This is a genomic window from Cytophagaceae bacterium (assembly GCA_016722655.1).
In the GTDB taxonomy this organism is placed as follows: Bacteria; Bacteroidota; Bacteroidia; order Cytophagales; family Spirosomataceae; genus Leadbetterella.
Window position 1 is genome coordinate 2477480 of the sequence record JADKIR010000004.1, and the last position, 16576, is coordinate 2494055.

At 38.5% G+C, this 16576-nt stretch carries 12 protein-coding genes and 1 tRNA gene; 5 read left to right on the forward strand and 8 right to left on the reverse strand.

From position 1 onward, the window contains the following. The first annotated feature begins 47 nt into the window (after nucleotides 1–47). Nucleotides 48–1652: an alkaline phosphatase family protein gene (locus tag IPP61_11185; protein ID MBL0325728.1), complete on the forward strand. Its 1605-nt coding sequence runs from the start codon at nucleotides 48–50 to the stop codon at nucleotides 1650–1652. Nucleotides 1653–1694: 42 nt separating this feature from the next. Here the strand turns inward: IPP61_11185 and IPP61_11190 are convergent, their stop codons facing one another. The 4 genes from IPP61_11190 to IPP61_11205 all read right to left on the reverse strand — a co-directional run bounded on the left by IPP61_11190 (nucleotide 1695) and on the right by IPP61_11205 (nucleotide 3341). After that, nucleotides 1695–1913: a hypothetical protein gene (locus IPP61_11190; GenBank protein ID MBL0325729.1), complete on the reverse strand. Its 219-nt coding sequence runs from the start codon at nucleotides 1911–1913 to the stop codon at nucleotides 1695–1697. A 68-nt stretch (nucleotides 1914–1981) separates the two neighbouring features. Continuing rightward, nucleotides 1982–2392, reverse strand: a complete 411-nt coding sequence (locus IPP61_11195; protein MBL0325730.1) for a VOC family protein — start codon at nucleotides 2390–2392, stop codon at nucleotides 1982–1984. A 16-nt stretch (nucleotides 2393–2408) separates the two neighbouring features. Continuing rightward, nucleotides 2409–2837, reverse strand: coding sequence for a hypothetical protein (locus IPP61_11200; protein MBL0325731.1), 429 nt, complete (start codon nucleotides 2835–2837; stop codon nucleotides 2409–2411). 33 nt (nucleotides 2838–2870) lie between these two features. Then, on the reverse strand, nucleotides 2871–3341 hold the full coding sequence (locus tag IPP61_11205; protein ID MBL0325732.1) for an SRPBCC domain-containing protein: 471 nt from the start codon (nucleotides 3339–3341) through the stop codon (nucleotides 2871–2873). Nucleotides 3342–3487: 146 nt separating this feature from the next. Between IPP61_11205 and IPP61_11210 the strand changes: the two genes are divergently transcribed. After that, nucleotides 3488–4456 (forward strand): helix-turn-helix domain-containing protein, encoded by a 969-nt coding sequence (locus tag IPP61_11210; protein ID MBL0325733.1) that lies wholly within the window; start codon nucleotides 3488–3490, stop codon nucleotides 4454–4456. A gap of 52 nt (nucleotides 4457–4508) precedes the next feature. Here the strand turns inward: IPP61_11210 and IPP61_11215 are convergent, their stop codons facing one another. Then, on the reverse strand, nucleotides 4509–7316 hold the full coding sequence (locus tag IPP61_11215; GenBank protein ID MBL0325734.1) for an insulinase family protein: 2808 nt from the start codon (nucleotides 7314–7316) through the stop codon (nucleotides 4509–4511). Nucleotides 7317–7692: 376 nt separating this feature from the next. Between IPP61_11215 and IPP61_11220 the strand changes: the two genes are divergently transcribed. After that, entirely contained in the window at nucleotides 7693–8415 is a 723-nt protein-coding gene (locus tag IPP61_11220) for a DUF4290 domain-containing protein (GenBank protein MBL0325735.1), read from the forward strand. 6 nt (nucleotides 8416–8421) lie between these two features. Continuing rightward, entirely contained in the window at nucleotides 8422–9726 is a 1305-nt protein-coding gene (gene murA, locus IPP61_11225) for a UDP-N-acetylglucosamine 1-carboxyvinyltransferase (protein MBL0325736.1), read from the forward strand. Between the two features lie 68 nt (nucleotides 9727–9794). Here murA and IPP61_11230 read toward each other — a convergent pair whose 3' ends face one another. Further along, on the reverse strand, nucleotides 9795–12929 hold the full coding sequence (locus IPP61_11230; GenBank protein ID MBL0325737.1) for a DUF4981 domain-containing protein: 3135 nt from the start codon (nucleotides 12927–12929) through the stop codon (nucleotides 9795–9797). A gap of 161 nt (nucleotides 12930–13090) precedes the next feature. Between IPP61_11230 and IPP61_11235 the strand changes: the two genes are divergently transcribed. Continuing rightward, nucleotides 13091–13164, forward strand: a tRNA-Pro gene (locus IPP61_11235). Between the two features lie 165 nt (nucleotides 13165–13329). Here the strand turns inward: IPP61_11235 and IPP61_11240 are convergent. Together IPP61_11240 and rluF are read right to left on the reverse strand one after the other, a co-directional pair. Further along, a complete protein-coding gene (locus IPP61_11240; GenBank protein MBL0325738.1) occupies nucleotides 13330–15654 on the reverse strand; it encodes a TonB-dependent receptor in 2325 nt (774 codons plus the stop codon). A 123-nt stretch (nucleotides 15655–15777) separates the two neighbouring features. Further along, the gene (rluF, locus tag IPP61_11245; protein ID MBL0325739.1) at nucleotides 15778–16539 is read right to left on the reverse strand and encodes a 23S rRNA pseudouridine(2604) synthase RluF; all 762 of its coding nucleotides are present in this window, start codon (nucleotides 16537–16539) and stop codon (nucleotides 15778–15780) included. Nucleotides 16540–16576: the final 37 nt, after the last annotated feature.

A 16576-nucleotide genomic window follows, 5' to 3' on the forward strand; every position in this document is an offset into this window, starting at 1 on the left:
TGAATAAAAACATTATTAAATTACTTTTGTAAAAAATAAAATTATAAATGAAAATTACACTTTCATCATTATTGTTTTTGGTAGGATTTAATCTTTTCGCTCAACAAGCGGTACCTTCAAAACCCAAACTTGTTGTTGGAATTGTGGTAGATCAAATGAGATACGATTACCTCTACAGGTTTTATGATAAATACAAAGCCGGAGGATTGAAAAGATTAATGACTCAGGGCTATAACTGCCGCAATCACAACTATCACTATGCTTCTACCGTAACCGGACCAGGCCATGCCCATATTTTCAATGGCTCGGCACCTGCAATAAGTGGAATCGTAGGAAACGAATGGTATGATAAAACTATTGGAAAGACCATGTATGTTGTATCAGATTCAACAGTTAACGTAGTAGGTGAGGGTAGTGCATCTGCAGGAAAAATGTCACCAAGAAACATGAAAGTTACCAGCATTACTGACCAACTGAGAATAGCCTCTCAATTTAAATCTAAGGTGGTGGGTATTGCATTTAAAGACAGAGGAGCTATTTTGCCTGCAGGCCATACGGGTTCTGCTTATTGGTATGATGCCGGCTCGGGCAATTGGATTACAAGCAGTTATTATACAAATGAATTGCCAGTTTGGGTGAAATCATTCAACGACCGGAAACTACCTCAAAGCTATGTATCTCAAACCTGGAATACCTTGTATCCGATAGAAACTTACACTGAAACCGAGGCCGATGATCAACCTTATGAAGCCAGTATTTCTGGTGAACCCAAGGCTGTTTTCCCTCATAAAGTTACAATGGGAAGCCTGGCTCAGACGCCATTTGGAAATGATCTTACAAAAGAATTTGCATTGGCGGCTATTGATGCTGAAAAATTAGGTCAAAATGGGAATACTGATTTTCTGACGGTTAGTTTTTCGTCACCAGATTATGCAGGGCATGCTTTTGGTCCCCAAGCCAAAGAGATTGAGGATATGTATTTAAGATTTGATAAAAATATTGAGGAAATACTTAATAAATTGGATCAGAAATTGGGCAAAGGCAACTATACAGTATTTCTTTCGGCAGATCACGGTGTGGCAGAAATCCCTGCATTTTTGACAAAAAATAAGGTGCCTTCAGGGATTTTTCTTGGTGGCGAATTAGAGAAAAAATCGGAGGCTATTTTATCTACTGCTTTTGGAGAAGGGAAATATATTGTTTCAGGGGATAATTTTCAGTTTTACATGAACTTGCCGCTCCTTGCTCAAAAGAAGATAACAATAGACGATGTTGTAAAAGTATTGAAAACTGAATTGACAAAAGAAGAAGGAATATATTCAGTTTTTAATCTGGAAGATGGCAATACAGCTTCGATTCCCGAATACTACAGATCAAAATTAGCGAACTTATATAACCCGAAAAGAAGTGGAGAAGTTATGGTTTTGGTTGAACCAGCATGGTTTTCCGGCTATACTAAAGGTACTACTCATGGCACTATGTATGCTTATGATACCCATATTCCATTTTTATTGTTTGGTTGGGGAATCAACAAAGGAGAAAACCTAAACCCAACTTATACATGTGATGTGGCACCTACTATTGCTATGCTTCTGAAGATTTTGGAACCCAACGGATCAATAGGAAAGCCCGTGACAAATGCCTTGAAATAAAATATTTATAAGTTAAAAAAAAGCCGGTTAGCCGGCTTTTTTTTATGGCAAACATTTGCAATAAAAACCTAAACTATTAAGTTGTTTTTCGATATCCCTGCAAAAAATATTTGAGGACTTTACCCTCAAAATGTATTCAGGATCCCATAAATCAATATTGAATTCAGTTTCAGGAAATATTCCTTTCAAAAACTTTATTACCCTTTCCGAATCTGCCGGGGTTTCAATATTGGTTTTGAAAATCTCAATTTGAAAATCCATAGTAGTACTTTGGGCAATTGGCTTAAAAGCGAGGTTTTTAATATTTTGAAAAATGCAAACGAATTTTATTAATTTTCTAAATCAGCAATTACAATTTTTTTCATACTCATTAGTTTTTCCATGGCATTAGTTGAACTTAAAAGACTTCCCAGGTTTTTAGGGACTATCTGCCACGAAAAACCAAATTTGTCTTTTAACCAACCACATTGACTTTCAGAGCCACCATCGGACGTAAGGGTGTTCCAGTAATAATCAATTTCTTCCTGAGAATCACAATTTACTACTAAGGACACTGATTCATTGAATTTAAAATGTGGGCCGCCATTAAGAGCCATGGTTTTCATTCCATTGATTTCAAAAAGCACCACCATCGGGTTTTCAGAAATTATTTTTGAATCAGGAAAAACCGAGCAATAATAATCGGCGGCTTCTTTTGCATTTTGATTAAACCACAAACAGGGGTAAGGTTTTTCTGCCATTTTTTATATAAAAGGTTTAAATATCTTTGAGTTTGACCATACAAATCACTTCATCCATAGTAAGGTAATCTTCCAGACAGAATCCATTTTCAAAATCAACTTCAGGGTTTTTCACCATTTCATCAAATGTCTGACCAATTATGCCCGGGTTTGCCATATAATTGCTCAGATTTCTACAGAGATATTTTCCCGCCGGAATACTTTCGGTTTCCAATGACAGAGCTTCCGGGTCATCACCAGGGTTCTTTTTAACAGCTGCCCAATATTCAATCCCTCCCTCAGGATTTCCCTGTGATTTTCCAAAATATCTTCTTGTATCATCAGGTTTTATGATGCCATGAAGTTTTTTATGAGCCGCCATCACCCCATCAGGGAAAGAAGCTGCTTTGACCACTAAAAGTTCAAATCCGGTTTCGATTTCTTTCAGATAGGTTGAGCTTTCCATTGTTTTTACTTTTTCATAATTTGTTCAAAAATGTCAACCTTCGGCCAAATTCTTCAGAGCTTCGAGAGCTTTAGGCCAGCTTTCGGTGAAATAATCTAAATATTCCTCGTTAACATCCATGGTGACTTTCAACTTGCAATTGTTTTCACCTTGTGGTTCAAAATAATAATTCTCCAGAGCATCACCCCATCCTTCCACCATTGGTCCTGAAGTAATTTCTTCGCCACCATGCAATATTCCGATGTGTTTTATACTGATAAACTCGCCACGAATATTATCTGCTATCTGACTTACCATTCCACCTTCCTGGCCATCCTCCGAAATACCCACAAACAGAATTTTTGAACCTTTTTCCCAGCTTCCTTTAAAGTCAGATGTAGGATTGAAGATTTTTGTCCAGTTTTTGTAAGTTTCTTTCCCTATCATGATTTCATAGGTTTTTTGGGCTGATACATTGATTTCAATTTCAAAAGTTAACTTTTGAAAAATAGTTGATTTTTCCATAATCTGATTTTTTGTTAATTCTATATTGAAATTTTTACAATGCAAAGTTGCTTTGGAAAATGCTAAAAAATATGGTAAAAAAATACATTTTCGGGGGGTGATAATGACAGCATTTTGTTTTAAGTTTGTTTTTTCGGAAAAATATAATGAAGAGAATTTCTGTTTATGTACCAAAAATGGCCGCAATTGAGGCCATTTCGCCTGCTTACAGGTTATTTAAAACGGCCAATCAGTTATTGGAGGCAACCGGCAAAGAACCGGCTTTCGAAGTTGAATATGTAGGTTTGGAAAAAGAAATTACCACAAATGATGGTGAATATAACGTAAAAGTAAGTCGTTTGATTGGGGAAATTGAAGAAACGGATATTGTGATAATTCCCGCTTTGTATGGCAATATGCATGCTGCAATTGAGGCCAACTTTGAAGCCATAGACTGGGTAAATAAAATGTACAAAAATGGAGCAGAAGTTGCCAGTTTGTGTGTAGGAGCCTTTCTTTTGGCTTCCACCGGTCTGGTAGAAGGTAAAAAATGTTCGACTCATTGGGCTTATTATCAGGAATTTAAAAATACTTTTCCCAATGTTGAAATTGTAGAAGGAAAAATAATTACCGATGAAGGTAGATTGTATTCAAGTGGAGGTGCCAATTCGATCTGGAATTTATTGCTCTATTTACTTGAAAAATATACCGACAGATCAATCGCCATTTTGGCATCCAAATATTTTGCTATTGATATTGACCGCAATAGCCAGCATGCTTTCACTATTTTTTCCGGACAAAAAGGCCATAAAGACCCTGAAATTTTGAAAATCCAGAATTTTGTGGAAACCAATTTTACCGAAAAACTATCATTGGATCAGCTGGCCGAAAAGGCCAACCTTAGCCGGAGAAGTTTTGAGCGGAGGTTTAAAAATGCAACCAGCAATACTCTGGTGGAATATTTGCAGAGAGTGAGAGTGGAGGCTGCCAAACGGAATTTTGAGTCTTCCAGAAAAAATGTTTCGGAAGTGATGTACGAAGTCGGATATTCTGACACCAAGGCATTCAGAGATGTTTTCAAAAAAATCACCGGACTTACTCCGATCGAATACAGAAATAAATTTTCGAAAGTATAAACAAAAAAACCGGAGCAAAGGCCCCGGTTTTTTTGTATTATTTAAAAAGAAATTATTTTTTCTCTTCAGGCAACAATATAAATTTAATAAGGTCGTCGCCAGTCAGATATTTTGCAGCAACTTCCTGAAGACTTTTAACGGTTAATTGATCCAAAAGCTTTCCTTCTTCCAAAATCAACTGTACTTTTTCCATGTTTTGGTAACGCTCCACAAGCGACCCCAACCAGAAATCATTGTTTTTGAGATTGGTTTCATAATCCAGCTTGTTTTTGGCAACAAATTTTTCCAAATCCACTTGCTCAGGACCATTGGTTTTGATTTTCTCAATTTCTTTGAGGGTAATATCAATCAATTTTTCAGCATTGGCAGGAGAACAACCATAACCTACTCTGAAAGTATATCTCGGAGTCGGCACTCTGCCGGTGCTTCCCATGGCAAAAGGTGAATACACGCCGCCTTCTTCTTCTCTGAGTTTTTCAGTAAGTTTTATATTTAGAATATCTCCTAATGCACTGATGCTCAGCTCTTCAAGCTCATTTGGTAAGTAACTGCCTGATATTACAAGCATAACGCGAGCTTTGTCGTCGGTTCCTTTCCTTATAATCTTGGTGATTTTTCCTATTGGTGGTGTAATGCCCAGGTCAACAAATGTCTCTTTCTGTAGTGTTCCTGGTAAGCCCCCAAGGTAAGTTGCAAGTAAAGGTTTGATTTTTTCAACATCAAAATTTCCCACGAAAGTAAATTCAAAATCAGAAGCATTCGCAAATCTCTCTTTGAATATCTGCATAGCTTTTTCCGGATTTACTTTCTCCATTCTTGCAGAAGTCATCGGCAGGTTTCTGGGATGGTAATTTCCCATAACTGTTTGCATAGTATCGCTAAACATTTTGTCAGGGGTTACCGTTTTTTCCATATTAGCAAGAAAGTCTTTTTGGTTACCTATGGCCCCTTTGGATGCCTCTGCATCTAATACATTGTTGGTAAACTTGTTATAGATCATCTGAAGTGCAGTTTCAAAGTCTTTTACTGACGATTGTCCCGAAATTACTTCAGAATTTCCACCCACTTGTGCGTTTACATTTGCAACTTTTCCTGACAAATATTTTGACAATTGTGTTGCCTTTAATTTACCATTTCCACTGGTTGAGGCCACCATAGAACCCAGAGAGGCATTGTCCAAATCTTCGTTTGAATATAAAGAAGATCCGCCCCAGCTTACTCCTCGGAACTTAATTTCATCGTTTTTAAAATCAGTTGGTTTAAGGTTAACTTTCAGGCCATTTTCGAAAATAAGCTCCGTTACTCCTACTTCCGCAATCTTATGTTCTTCAACGATTTTGCCTGGTGTTGGCATTTTTTCAACCAGACTGGCTGCTACTTTTTCATCCACATAAGCCGTTACATTGTTGCCTGTGTTGTCCAACCATTTTTTAAGCTGATCCACCGTTGGAAGCTTGTCTTTGTCATTTTCTGAGCCAATCAAAGCCAATACCCGATTTTCTTTGGTTATTAGTTTTTTGACCAGTGCATTGACTTCTTCCACTTTGATTCCATCCAGATACTGTCCAATAAACTTGTTGTCGTAATCAATTTCGGTCATGACAACGTCGTTGAGGAAACAGCCCACAAGCTCTTCCACAAACGATTCAGAAGCAGTTTTATCTTTTTCTTTTACTTGTTTTTCAATCCTGGTCTTGTAGCTGAGTTTGGCCCTGTCAAGTTCACCTCCAGTAAAGCCAAATTTTGCCGCCCGGTCATTTTCATCCAAAACCGCTTTGAGTGCTTTTTCTACATCGGCACCTTTTGCCAGAGCCACAACTGTAAGTGCATCAAGATTACCCAGGAATCCGGAATAGCTACTCATTCCAACCTGAAAAGGTGGATCTGCTTTTTGTGTCAACTCTCTCAACCGCTGGCTTATCATGCTGTTGAAAAGAGAAGTCATTATTGATTCCCGGCGGTTGTTGGCAGTAACTTCTTTTTTCTCAGGTTGCATGTAAAACAACTGCACCATATTATAAGGTTGTTCTTTATCCGTAATTACCACCGCTTCTGTGCCTCCTTTCAAAGGAACCGAATATTCAATGCGGGCTTTAGGTTTTGCCGGGTTTTTCAAAGCACCGAAATGCTTTTTAATGATAGCTTCCACCTGAGCCGGGTCAAAATCGCCAACGGCAATTACTGCTTCCAGGTTAGGTCTGTACCAATCCTGATGGAATTTTTTTACAGAAGCATAAGGAGCATGTTGTATGATTGAGTCTAGTCCAATCGGTAATCTACCGGCATATCTTGATCCACGGAATATCGCCGGGTATAGTTTTTCCTGTATTCTCGATTGAGCACCTTTTCTAAGCCTCGATTCTTCCAATACTACTCCTCTTTCTTTGTCAATTTCTGTGGGGTCAAGCGTAGCATTTGCGGCCCATTCTGACAACACCATCAGATATTTGTCAAGTTTTTCGAGGGTATCAGAGGGTACAGGAAGCATATATACGGTTTCATCAAAACTCGTGTAAGCATTGAGGTCGGCTCCAAATTGGATTCCACTTTTCTCAAGGAAGTTTACCAATTCATTTTTTGGGAAATTTTTAGTGCCATTAAAGTTCATGTGCTCCATAAAGTGAGCCAGGCCACGTTGGTTTTCATCCTCAAGAATAGAACCAGCTTTTAGCACCAGTCTGAGCTGTGCACGGTTTTTGGGTTCCACATTTTTTCTGATGTAATAAGTGAGGCCATTGGGCAGTTTACCTACCTTTACTGCGGGATCCATCGGTAGTTTGTCTGTAAGTTTGATTTGCTGAGCTGTGGCAGCGGTGAATAGCGTGAGCAGAATCACCCATAAATTGACGAGTTTTTTCATAGTGAATTGATTGATTTTAATTTTTTTGCAAATAATAGTAAATAAGTTAAAAATTAAAGAAAAGGTTGCTAAAAATCCTTAATATTTGAAATGTAACGAAAGATTAAACTATTTATTTAGTTGAAAGGTGTTTTTTTGAAATTCAACAGATAGTTTTTTTTGAAAAAAATTAAACGGAGAAAATTATAACCTAACCTTACTTCTTAACTTATTCTTGGTTTTTTGTAAAATTTATCAATATTTAATTATTTTTGCCTGACAAATACTTATTCTACGTTTGGAATTAATATTTTCTTCATTTTTTTTGATAAAATAAGCGTTAAGTTTTTCGAGAAATATCTACAAAAAATAAATCCTTTTTGATAAGGACATATAAATGAAAGAATACGGAAGCAATGTGCAAAAGCTGGTAGAGCACCTGGTGTCGATACCCGAAAAAGAACAAAGAACAAAGCACGCTCACATTTTGATTGAGTTGATGCGTCAGATTCATCCCCAGATGCGTGATGGGGCAGATTACAGCAAAAAACTTTGGGATGACCTCTATATCATGGCCAACTTTGATCTGGATGTAGATAGCCCATATCCACCACCACCCAAAGAGATATTGGGTAAAAGACCTATGCAAGTGCCTTATAATCAGAGCAAACTTAAGCATAAGTTTTACGGCAGGAATCTCGAGCTTTTGGTTTTGAAAGCCATGTTGGCCGAAACTTTTGATGAAAGAAAGACTTTTGTGAGTTATCTGGTTAAGCTTATGAAGTCACTGTTTTTGAACTGGAACAAAGATTCAATAGAAACTGCTACGTGTCTGCAACAAATTCTGGATCTTTCGGGTGGAAAACTTAAGCCTGAAATCGATGACCTTATCGCCAATGGTATCATTGACGAAGCCAACCCTAAAGATGGTAACCGGGCCAGACAAAACTTTATGCCTATTCCAAATCGCCCTGAACGCGGAAATGAACGAAGGGAAGTTAGACCAAACAATATGCGGAACAACCTTAACCAACGTAACAACAATGGTAATGGAAATCCCAAAAACAGGTTTGGAGGTAATAACAACAATAATAACAATAATCGCAGAAGACCTATTTGATTTTGTATGGCGTCATTTAAGATAAACGGTGGGAGAAAACTGAAAGGTGAGCTTGTACCTCAGGGTGCAAAAAACGAAGCTTTACAGATTTTGTGTGCTGTGCTCCTTACAAAAGAGCCGGTGATTATTCATAACATTCCCAATATCAGAGATGTTAATAAGCTCATGGAGCTGCTCGAAGATATGGGGGTTAAAAGAAGCAAACTAGCCGAAGGCACCTACCGATTTAAAGCCGATGAAGTCAATTATGAGTATTTTGAATCTGCAGAATATAAAGCTAAGGCTTCTGAATTAAGAGGGTCCGTAATGCTTTTAGGACCTATGCTTGGTCGCTTTGGAAAAGGGACTGCCCCCAAACCTGGTGGAGATAAGATCGGAAGGAGGCCACTCGATACCCATTTTGTGGGTTTTCAGAAACTAGGTGCCGAGTTTTCGTATGATGCGGACGATAGTTTTTACCAGATCAATGGAGCCAATATGAAAGGCTCATACATATGGATGGAAGAAATATCGGTGACCGGAACAGCCAACGTCTTGATGGCAGCAGTTTTGACCAAAGGAGAAACAACCATCTATAATGCCGCCTGTGAGCCCTATCTGCAGCAATTGTGTAAAATGCTCAATGCCATGGGAGCCAAAATTGAAGGTGTAGGCTCCAATCTTCTTACGATAACAGGTGTGGATGAATTGGGTGGCTGCGAGCATACCATGTTGCCGGATATGATTGAAATCGGTAGTTTTATTGGTCTTGCTGCCATGACCCAATCAGAAATTACTATCAAAAACTGCCACATCAAAGAGCTGGGTATCATCCCCGATACTTTTAAAAAGTTGGGGATTGAGATGGAATTCAGAGGCGATGATATTTTTATTCCTGAACAAAGTAATTATAAAATAAATACGCTTATTGATGGTTCGATTTTAACCATTTACGATGCTCCCTGGCCAGGTTTTACACCGGATTTGATTTCTATCGTTTTGGTAACTGCTATTCAGGCCAAAGGAACGGTTTTGATTCATCAGAAAATGTTTGAGTCGAGGTTGTTTTTTACGGATAAACTTATTGATATGGGAGCTCAGATCATCCTTTGTGATCCGCATAGAGCTACTGTTATAGGTATCAATAGAGAATACAATCTTAGAGGTATCAGGATGAGTTCGCCTGATATTAGGGCAGGGGTGGCTTTGTTGATAGCGGCACTTTCAGCCAATGGAACCAGCATCATTGACCACATAGAGCAAATCGACCGTGGTTATCAGAATATTGATGGCAGATTAAATGCCATAGGGGCTGATATTGTGAGAATCTGACTATTGATTGTTTAATAAAAAATGAATCCATCTTCCCTAAAGGGTTGATGGATTCATTTTTTTAGATCTTATTTGTAGCCTATGGGTTTAATAAAGAAAGAATATTCGTAGTTTTTATATGGTAACTGATATTTTTTCTGAGTGATGCGGCCCCAACTGTCTTCACAACCCAATCCAGCTTGCACAAGGTCAATACACAAGTTTACTGCATCAGATTTTTTGAGGTCAGCAGGGTGACGGTTGATTTTTATGGTACCTTCATCCATTTCTTCTATAGTATAATTCAATGCCGACATTGACAATGGCTGATTGGAATAAAACTTTAGTCCTGATTTATCTTTGTTAACCTGTTTCCACCATCTTACATCAGTCTTGTTTCCTGTTTCCTGTGGCCTGATATATGGATAAAACTGTTCAGCGACGGTTTGTTTGTAAAGATTTACAAATGTATTGCTGTTGCGATCATTGTAATTTTCAACCGGGCCTCTTCCGAAAAATTCGATTTGATCCAAATCTTGATTGAGCTGCATTTTAATTCCAAATCTGAACATATTGGCCACTTTTTTATCAGAATCGGCGGTCATTTTCTGTGAAATATTGATTTCGCCGTGATTATTAATTAGATAATTAATTTCTAATTTTGCACCGGTTTCAGGTATCATGAAAATTGATTTTACTTCGGCTAAACCATCTTTCATTGCCCATTTTAAGTCTGTCAATCTGAGATTAGGATTTTTCCATACACTGTATCGGTTATTAATATTTGCTCCGAAATCATTGTCAGTAGGAGCCCTCCAGAAATTGGGTTTTATTTCGGTTCCCGGTATCAGAAGTGAAGTGTTTTTAACCTGGTATTTGTGAATAAAACCTGTGCTCCTGTTAAATTCTATGGCAAATGCTGGACCTGAAATTTCGAGTGTGCTAAAGCTGTTTTCCTTAATTTTTGGTAATTCTACAGCCACATTTTTTGAAATTTCCACATTTTTTAGTTCAAAAGATTTTGGTTCTGATGACCCAATCTGTGTCTGGGATTTTGACACTTCAAAATTTGCCGGTATCAAACCTTCTGATATTTTTGTCAAAATGCTTATGTTTAAGAATTTTTCTCTCCCTGTTTTTGCTGAAGAAATAGCCAATTGAAAATTGCCTTTTTGTTGCGGAAGCACATTGATGTTGTCAATTGTGCCGGCCTCAATAACATTTCCATTGCTTACCAATTCCCATTTTAAATAGAAATTACTTAAGTCTTTGAAAAAGAATTCGTTAGTGACTTCTATTTCATTTTCAGAATTAATTTTTGTCCAAATATCCTGATAGAAATATTTCACTTCATGTGTATGAGGATTAGGGTTTCTACTTGGCGAAAACAGGCCATTGTTACAAAAATTGAAGTCATGACCGTCATATTTGTTCCAATCACCACCATAAGAGTATTGATATTTGCCATCGGGGCGAAGTTCGCGTGGTGATTGATCGACAAAGTCCCAGATAAACCCACCCTGAAATGCAGGATATTTTCTTATTAACTCCCAATATTCTTTAAATCCACCCATGGAGTTGCCCATTGCATGGGCGTATTCGCATTGGATAAGTGGTTTTTTAGGTGCATTTTTTGAGTAATCTTCCGAACCTTCATAGCTAAGATACATCGGACAGTAAATGTCAGAATATGCCATGTCGGTGTAGTTATCACAGGCCCTTTCATATTGAACTGGACGTGTAGCATCCATTTTTTTGATATGATTGTAAACATCTATAAAATTCTGGCCAAAACCGGCCTCATTGCCCATGGACCAGATGATTACCGAAGCATGATTCCGGAATTTCTGAACATTTCTCTCGTTACGTTGAATGTGAGCCAGTTGAAATTCAGGAACTTTTGCCAGCGTTTTATCACCGTAACCCATTCCATGAGATTCCAGATTGGCCTCGGCAACCACATATAATCCATATTCATCACAGAGGTCATACCAGCGGCTGTCATCAGGGTAATGGCAGGTACGCACGGCATTGATATTATACATTTTCATTAATTGAATGTCCTGAATCATCCGTGCCTCGCTCAAGTAATAACCCGTTTCTGGGTCCATTTCGTGACGGTTTACACCTTTAATGAGAATAGGTTTGCCGTTGACAAGCAATTGAGCACCTTTAATTTCTACATTTCTGAATCCTATTTTTTGACGGATAACTTCCAGAGTCTTTCCACCGTTTGAAAGGCTTACTTCCAAAGTGTATAGATTGGGTGATTCAGCAGTCCAATTTTTTGGAGAGTCTAAATTGAATGTTAATTTCTCAGGTTTTTGTGCATATTTTATCTCTTTCGAAATTACTTTTTTTCCTGTTTCATCCAGAAGCTCAATTTTAGCGATTTCTGTTTTACAAAACTTCGAAAAGTCAATTTCAACATCCAAAATACCGTTTTTGTATTGTTCATCAAGCAGAGCATTGATTCTAAGGTCTTCAATATGGGCAGGTGTTCGTTTGTACAGGTAGCATTCACGACCTATTCCACTCAACCTCAAGAAGTCCTGATCTTCAAGATATGTGCCATCACACCAGCGGAATACCTGGAAAGCAAACTGGTTTTCTCCGGGTTTCACAAATTTCGTAATATCAAATTCGGCTTGTAGTTTGGAATCTTCAGAATAACCCACAAATTGCCCGTTGATATAAAGGTAAATATTGGATGTTACAGAGCCAAAATGGGCAATAATTTGCTGACCTGTCCAGTTGGCTGGTATCGTAATTGTCTTTCTGTAAGTACCGACATGATTGTTTTCAATGGGAACGGTAGGAGGGTTGTTGGGGAAATGATTTGACCAGGCATAACCAATGTTTTTATATTGTTTGTCTCCAAATCCGTTAAATTCCCAGAGGCCGGGAACGGGCATATTGACCCAGGCTTTGTCGTCATATGTTGTTTTAAAGAAATCTGAAGGCCTTTGGTCAGCGTTTTTTACCCAATGGAATTTCCAGTTGCCATTAAGAGAAAGATAGTTGTCGGAATTTTTCTTTAGGCCAGCACCTGCCATTTCCTGATTTTCGAATGCAAAATAATTGGTATGCATAGGAAGGCGGTTGATCTCGTTGATTTTAGGATCCAGCCATTCAGGTTTTTGAGCAAAAGAAGAATTGAAAATAACAAAGCTCAAAAATGAAAATATTATATTCTTTAATTTACTGATAATTAAGGTGTTCATAAGATTGAATGATATTTTGATTTAAAAGTACACAATTAAAAGAAGGCATATAATGACTCAGGGCAATTTTTGAAAAAAATCATTTGTGGATAATATTATCGGTATTTATGAATGTAAAGTTTGAAAAAATGTAGCTGAAGTCTAAATTTGCAACCATAATTCGGGATGTAGTTCAGTCCGGTAGAATCCTCGTCTGGGGGGCGAGTGGTCGCAGGTTCAAATCCTGTCATCCCGACAAAAGTCATCAGATGATGACTTTTTCGATTTAAGCGGGGGCGAGTGGTCGCAGCGGTTCGACGTTTCGATTCAAATCCTGTCATCCCGACAATTGATAATCAAATTTTATGAGATTTTTCTTATAGCTCTTTTTTGTTTGGTGTAAACATGGTGTAAACATTTTTCAAAAATCCACCTTAGCACTGATTATCGGAATCAAAGGAAGTGCGTAATTGTAATAAATTGATTTTGTGGTGGAATTATACCGCTCCCTGATGATATTTTTTCTATTGGTGATATTTTGAATGTCGGCACTGAAATTCCAGGTGGTTTTCTTCTTGTTTAACTTGTAGGAAAACCCCATATCCAGCCTCAGATAGTCGGGATAACGGGGTACAAATGCCTTATTTGCATCCTGAATGGTAGTGTTTCGCCGGATTGATTCCGCCAGATTTATGGGAGTGTACCTGTTGCCCCCTCGCCACATAAGCCGGGAATTGACGGTAAACCAATGGATTTTTTGTTTACCAATAGCGAAATCCCTGCCTGCAAGCAGGTTGCCTACGTATGTATTGTTGAAAACAGTATTTCGCCAGATTTTATCTTTGACCATAAATTTTGAATCAAACAGCGAGGCGGTAATCAGGTAGTAAAAATTATTGGCAAAATACCGCTCAAGGGTTAGTTCCAGGCCGTAATTTTCCCCCAAACCACTGTTTTCAAGGACATTGTTTGGGATTCCAGAAGTGGCATTAAGCATCGAAAATGTGCTTTTTCTATTGGTATCTACAGGCACATTGAAAAGTTTTTGATAGTAGGCTTCGATTTTGAGCCGGGTATTTGGGTTTAGGCTGCGGTCATAACCCAAAACATAATGGGCAGCCCGCGTAAGGCCGATATTACGGTTGGGTTGCACAAAAATCTCCCCTTGTTTTCTTCTTTTGTATAGATACATAGAAACCGGTTCCAACCGACTATTAAGCCCAAAACCAGCACTGAGGGTATTTTTAGGGTTGATTTGAAATTTTACTCCGGCTCTGGGTTCCAACATCTGATTTTGATTGAGCAGAAACTTGCTGTAATGCAAACCAGCTGTAAGACTAAACCTCTCCCCGGGCGAGTATTTGGCTTGAGAATAAGCCTGTAAAAATTGCGAAACGTCGTTTTCTTTAAGATAATTGACCAATAGATTTCTGGAATTGTCCCTGCGATTTTCATCCAGTTTATAAGCCATATTGCTGAAAATCAGTCCGGAACGAAGACTTGTTTTTTGGTTGATTTTATAATTGTAAAAACCTGAAAGCCTGATGGTATTGTAAGCATATAGATTTTTTTGAGACACAACCCATTCTTTGTTATTGATAAAATCCTGATTTAGATTTGTGGATGATTCGCGGGAAAACGCCAATACGGAATAAAAATACCCTTTTTTACCTGTCGATATTTTATGACTCAGCCCCATCACACCCATTTTCTGCGATTCGCTGTCATTAGATGTCTGGTCTTTTTCATCGGAAAAGCTCATACCTCCCAAGCCAAACAAACTAAATGTTCCTGCCTTTTTGGTGGGGAAATTCAGGGTGAAATTGGCATCCCGGTAAGCAGGCTTAAAATCCCCGGTTTCGATAGCCAGCAGACCTGACTTGAAAAGTAGTTCCAATGTGGAGTAACGCATGTTAACCCTATAGGAGGGACCACCTTTTTTTAGAGGCCCTTCAGCACTGGCATCGAGGCCTATGATACCAAACTGACCCGTAAACTCATGTTTTTGATCATTTCCCCTTCGCATTCTGAGGTCGAAAACACCTGATGAGGCATTGCCATATTCTGCCGGAAAAGCTCCTGTAAGAAAATCAGAGTTGGCCAGGCTATTGCTGTTGAGCATACTAATGATGCCGCTTGTGGAGCCCTGGCCATCGCCAAAATGATTAGGGTTGGGGATTTCGACGCCTTCCAGTCTCCAAAGAAGGCCTTTGGGAGAGTTTCCTCTGATCACTATCTCGTTGTTTTGGTCATTTCCGGCTGATGCCACGCCTGCGAAAGACATCGCCATTCGGGATGGGTCGCTGTAACCTCCAGCGTAGCGGTTGGTCTCCTGAACCGTAAACTGCCGCCCGCTGACCATAGTCAGGTCATTGTTCGTTTTCTGTTTGTCGTATTCGGCTTTGACTACCAGCTCATCGAGTAATTGTGCGTTCTCGTTCAATTCTATGCTTAATACTACTTCTTTTCCACTTCCGAGGTCTATCAGCGGGAGTTTTTGGCTAAAATACCCCACCATACTTATGCTGAGGGAATATCTGCCAATAGGAAGTTTTTCGAAGGAAAAAATGCCATTTTCGTCGGTGAATGTACCTTTTTGAGACCCATTGAGCAGGATGGTAGCTCCGGGCACAGGTTGTTGGCTGTCTTTGTCAAGCACCCGTCCGCGGATAGTCTGGGAGGGCTGCTGAGCATGACCAACCAGATTTAGAAAAATAAAAAAAATAAATAAAATGTTTGGTTTCATCAGGGGTGAAAAACTAGCACAAAATAACTTATAAATAGGAAGTTTTTCGATATTTGGATTTTATTATTTCTCTGGAATAACCTTGATTTTTATTTGAATATCTGGAAAATCGAACATTTAAGATTATTCGAAATCCTCATAAACTTTTGAAGAATCGACGGTGGCGGAGTTTATTTTTTCAAGTTCTTTTACAGTAAGATTTCGCCATTTTCCTTTTGGTATATCGAGATGAATGTTCATAATCCTGACTCTTTTCAGTTTTACCACCGAATAGCCCAAATACTCGCACATTCGTCTAATTTGCCTGTTAAGACCTTGAGTTAGGATAATTTTGAAGGTAAACATATCTATTTTTTCTACTTTGCATGGATTGGTTACGGTATCTAAAATCGGCACACCTTTGCTCATTTTATAAATGAAATCCTGATTAATGGGCTTGTTTACTTGTACCACATATTCCTTTTCATGATTGTTTTTGGCTCTAAGGATTTTATTCACAATATCGCCATCGCTGGTAAGTAAAATCAAACCTTCCGACGGCTTATCGAGCCTTCCGACAGGAAAAATACGCTTTGGATGATTGATAAAATCTATGATATTGTTTTTTTCGGCCTTTACATCCGTAGTGCATACTATGCCCACCGGTTTGTTAAAAGCCAGATATACATGCTGCTCTTTGGGTTCAGAAATAAGTTTCCCATTTACTCTAATTTCATCTCCAATTTGCAGTCTGGTGCCCATTTCCGGCACTTTCCCATTAATCGTCACCCGACCTTCTTCAATAAGGGTGTCTGCTGCTCTCCTTGAACAAAACCCTACTTCGCTCAAATACTTGTTGATTCTGGTGCCTTTGGGGTCTATCTGACTATTTTCTTTATTTTGCATCTGAATTTTATCCAACCACAGGGTTAATCGGTGTAAA

Excerpts from the sequence above, each read along its gene's own strand:
- IPP61_11185 (MBL0325728.1), top strand. The coding sequence starts at position 48 with ATGAAAATTACACTTTCATCATTATTGTTTTTGGTAGGATTTAATCTT.
- IPP61_11190 (MBL0325729.1), bottom strand. The coding sequence starts at position 1,913 with ATGGATTTTCAAATTGAGATTTTCAAAACCAATATTGAAACCCCGGCA.
- IPP61_11195 (MBL0325730.1), bottom strand. The coding sequence starts at position 2,392 with ATGGCAGAAAAACCTTACCCCTGTTTGTGGTTTAATCAAAATGCAAAA.
- IPP61_11200 (MBL0325731.1), bottom strand. The coding sequence starts at position 2,837 with ATGGAAAGCTCAACCTATCTGAAAGAAATCGAAACCGGATTTGAACTT.
- IPP61_11205 (MBL0325732.1), bottom strand. The coding sequence starts at position 3,341 with ATGGAAAAATCAACTATTTTTCAAAAGTTAACTTTTGAAATTGAAATC.
- IPP61_11210 (MBL0325733.1), top strand. The coding sequence starts at position 3,488 with ATGAAGAGAATTTCTGTTTATGTACCAAAAATGGCCGCAATTGAGGCC.
- IPP61_11215 (MBL0325734.1), bottom strand. The coding sequence starts at position 7,316 with ATGAAAAAACTCGTCAATTTATGGGTGATTCTGCTCACGCTATTCACC.
- IPP61_11220 (MBL0325735.1), top strand. The coding sequence starts at position 7,693 with ATGAAAGAATACGGAAGCAATGTGCAAAAGCTGGTAGAGCACCTGGTG.
- murA (MBL0325736.1), top strand. The coding sequence starts at position 8,422 with ATGGCGTCATTTAAGATAAACGGTGGGAGAAAACTGAAAGGTGAGCTT.
- IPP61_11230 (MBL0325737.1), bottom strand. The coding sequence starts at position 12,929 with ATGAACACCTTAATTATCAGTAAATTAAAGAATATAATATTTTCATTT.
- IPP61_11240 (MBL0325738.1), bottom strand. The coding sequence starts at position 15,654 with ATGAAACCAAACATTTTATTTATTTTTTTTATTTTTCTAAATCTGGTT.
- rluF (MBL0325739.1), bottom strand. The coding sequence starts at position 16,539 with ATGCAAAATAAAGAAAATAGTCAGATAGACCCCAAAGGCACCAGAATC.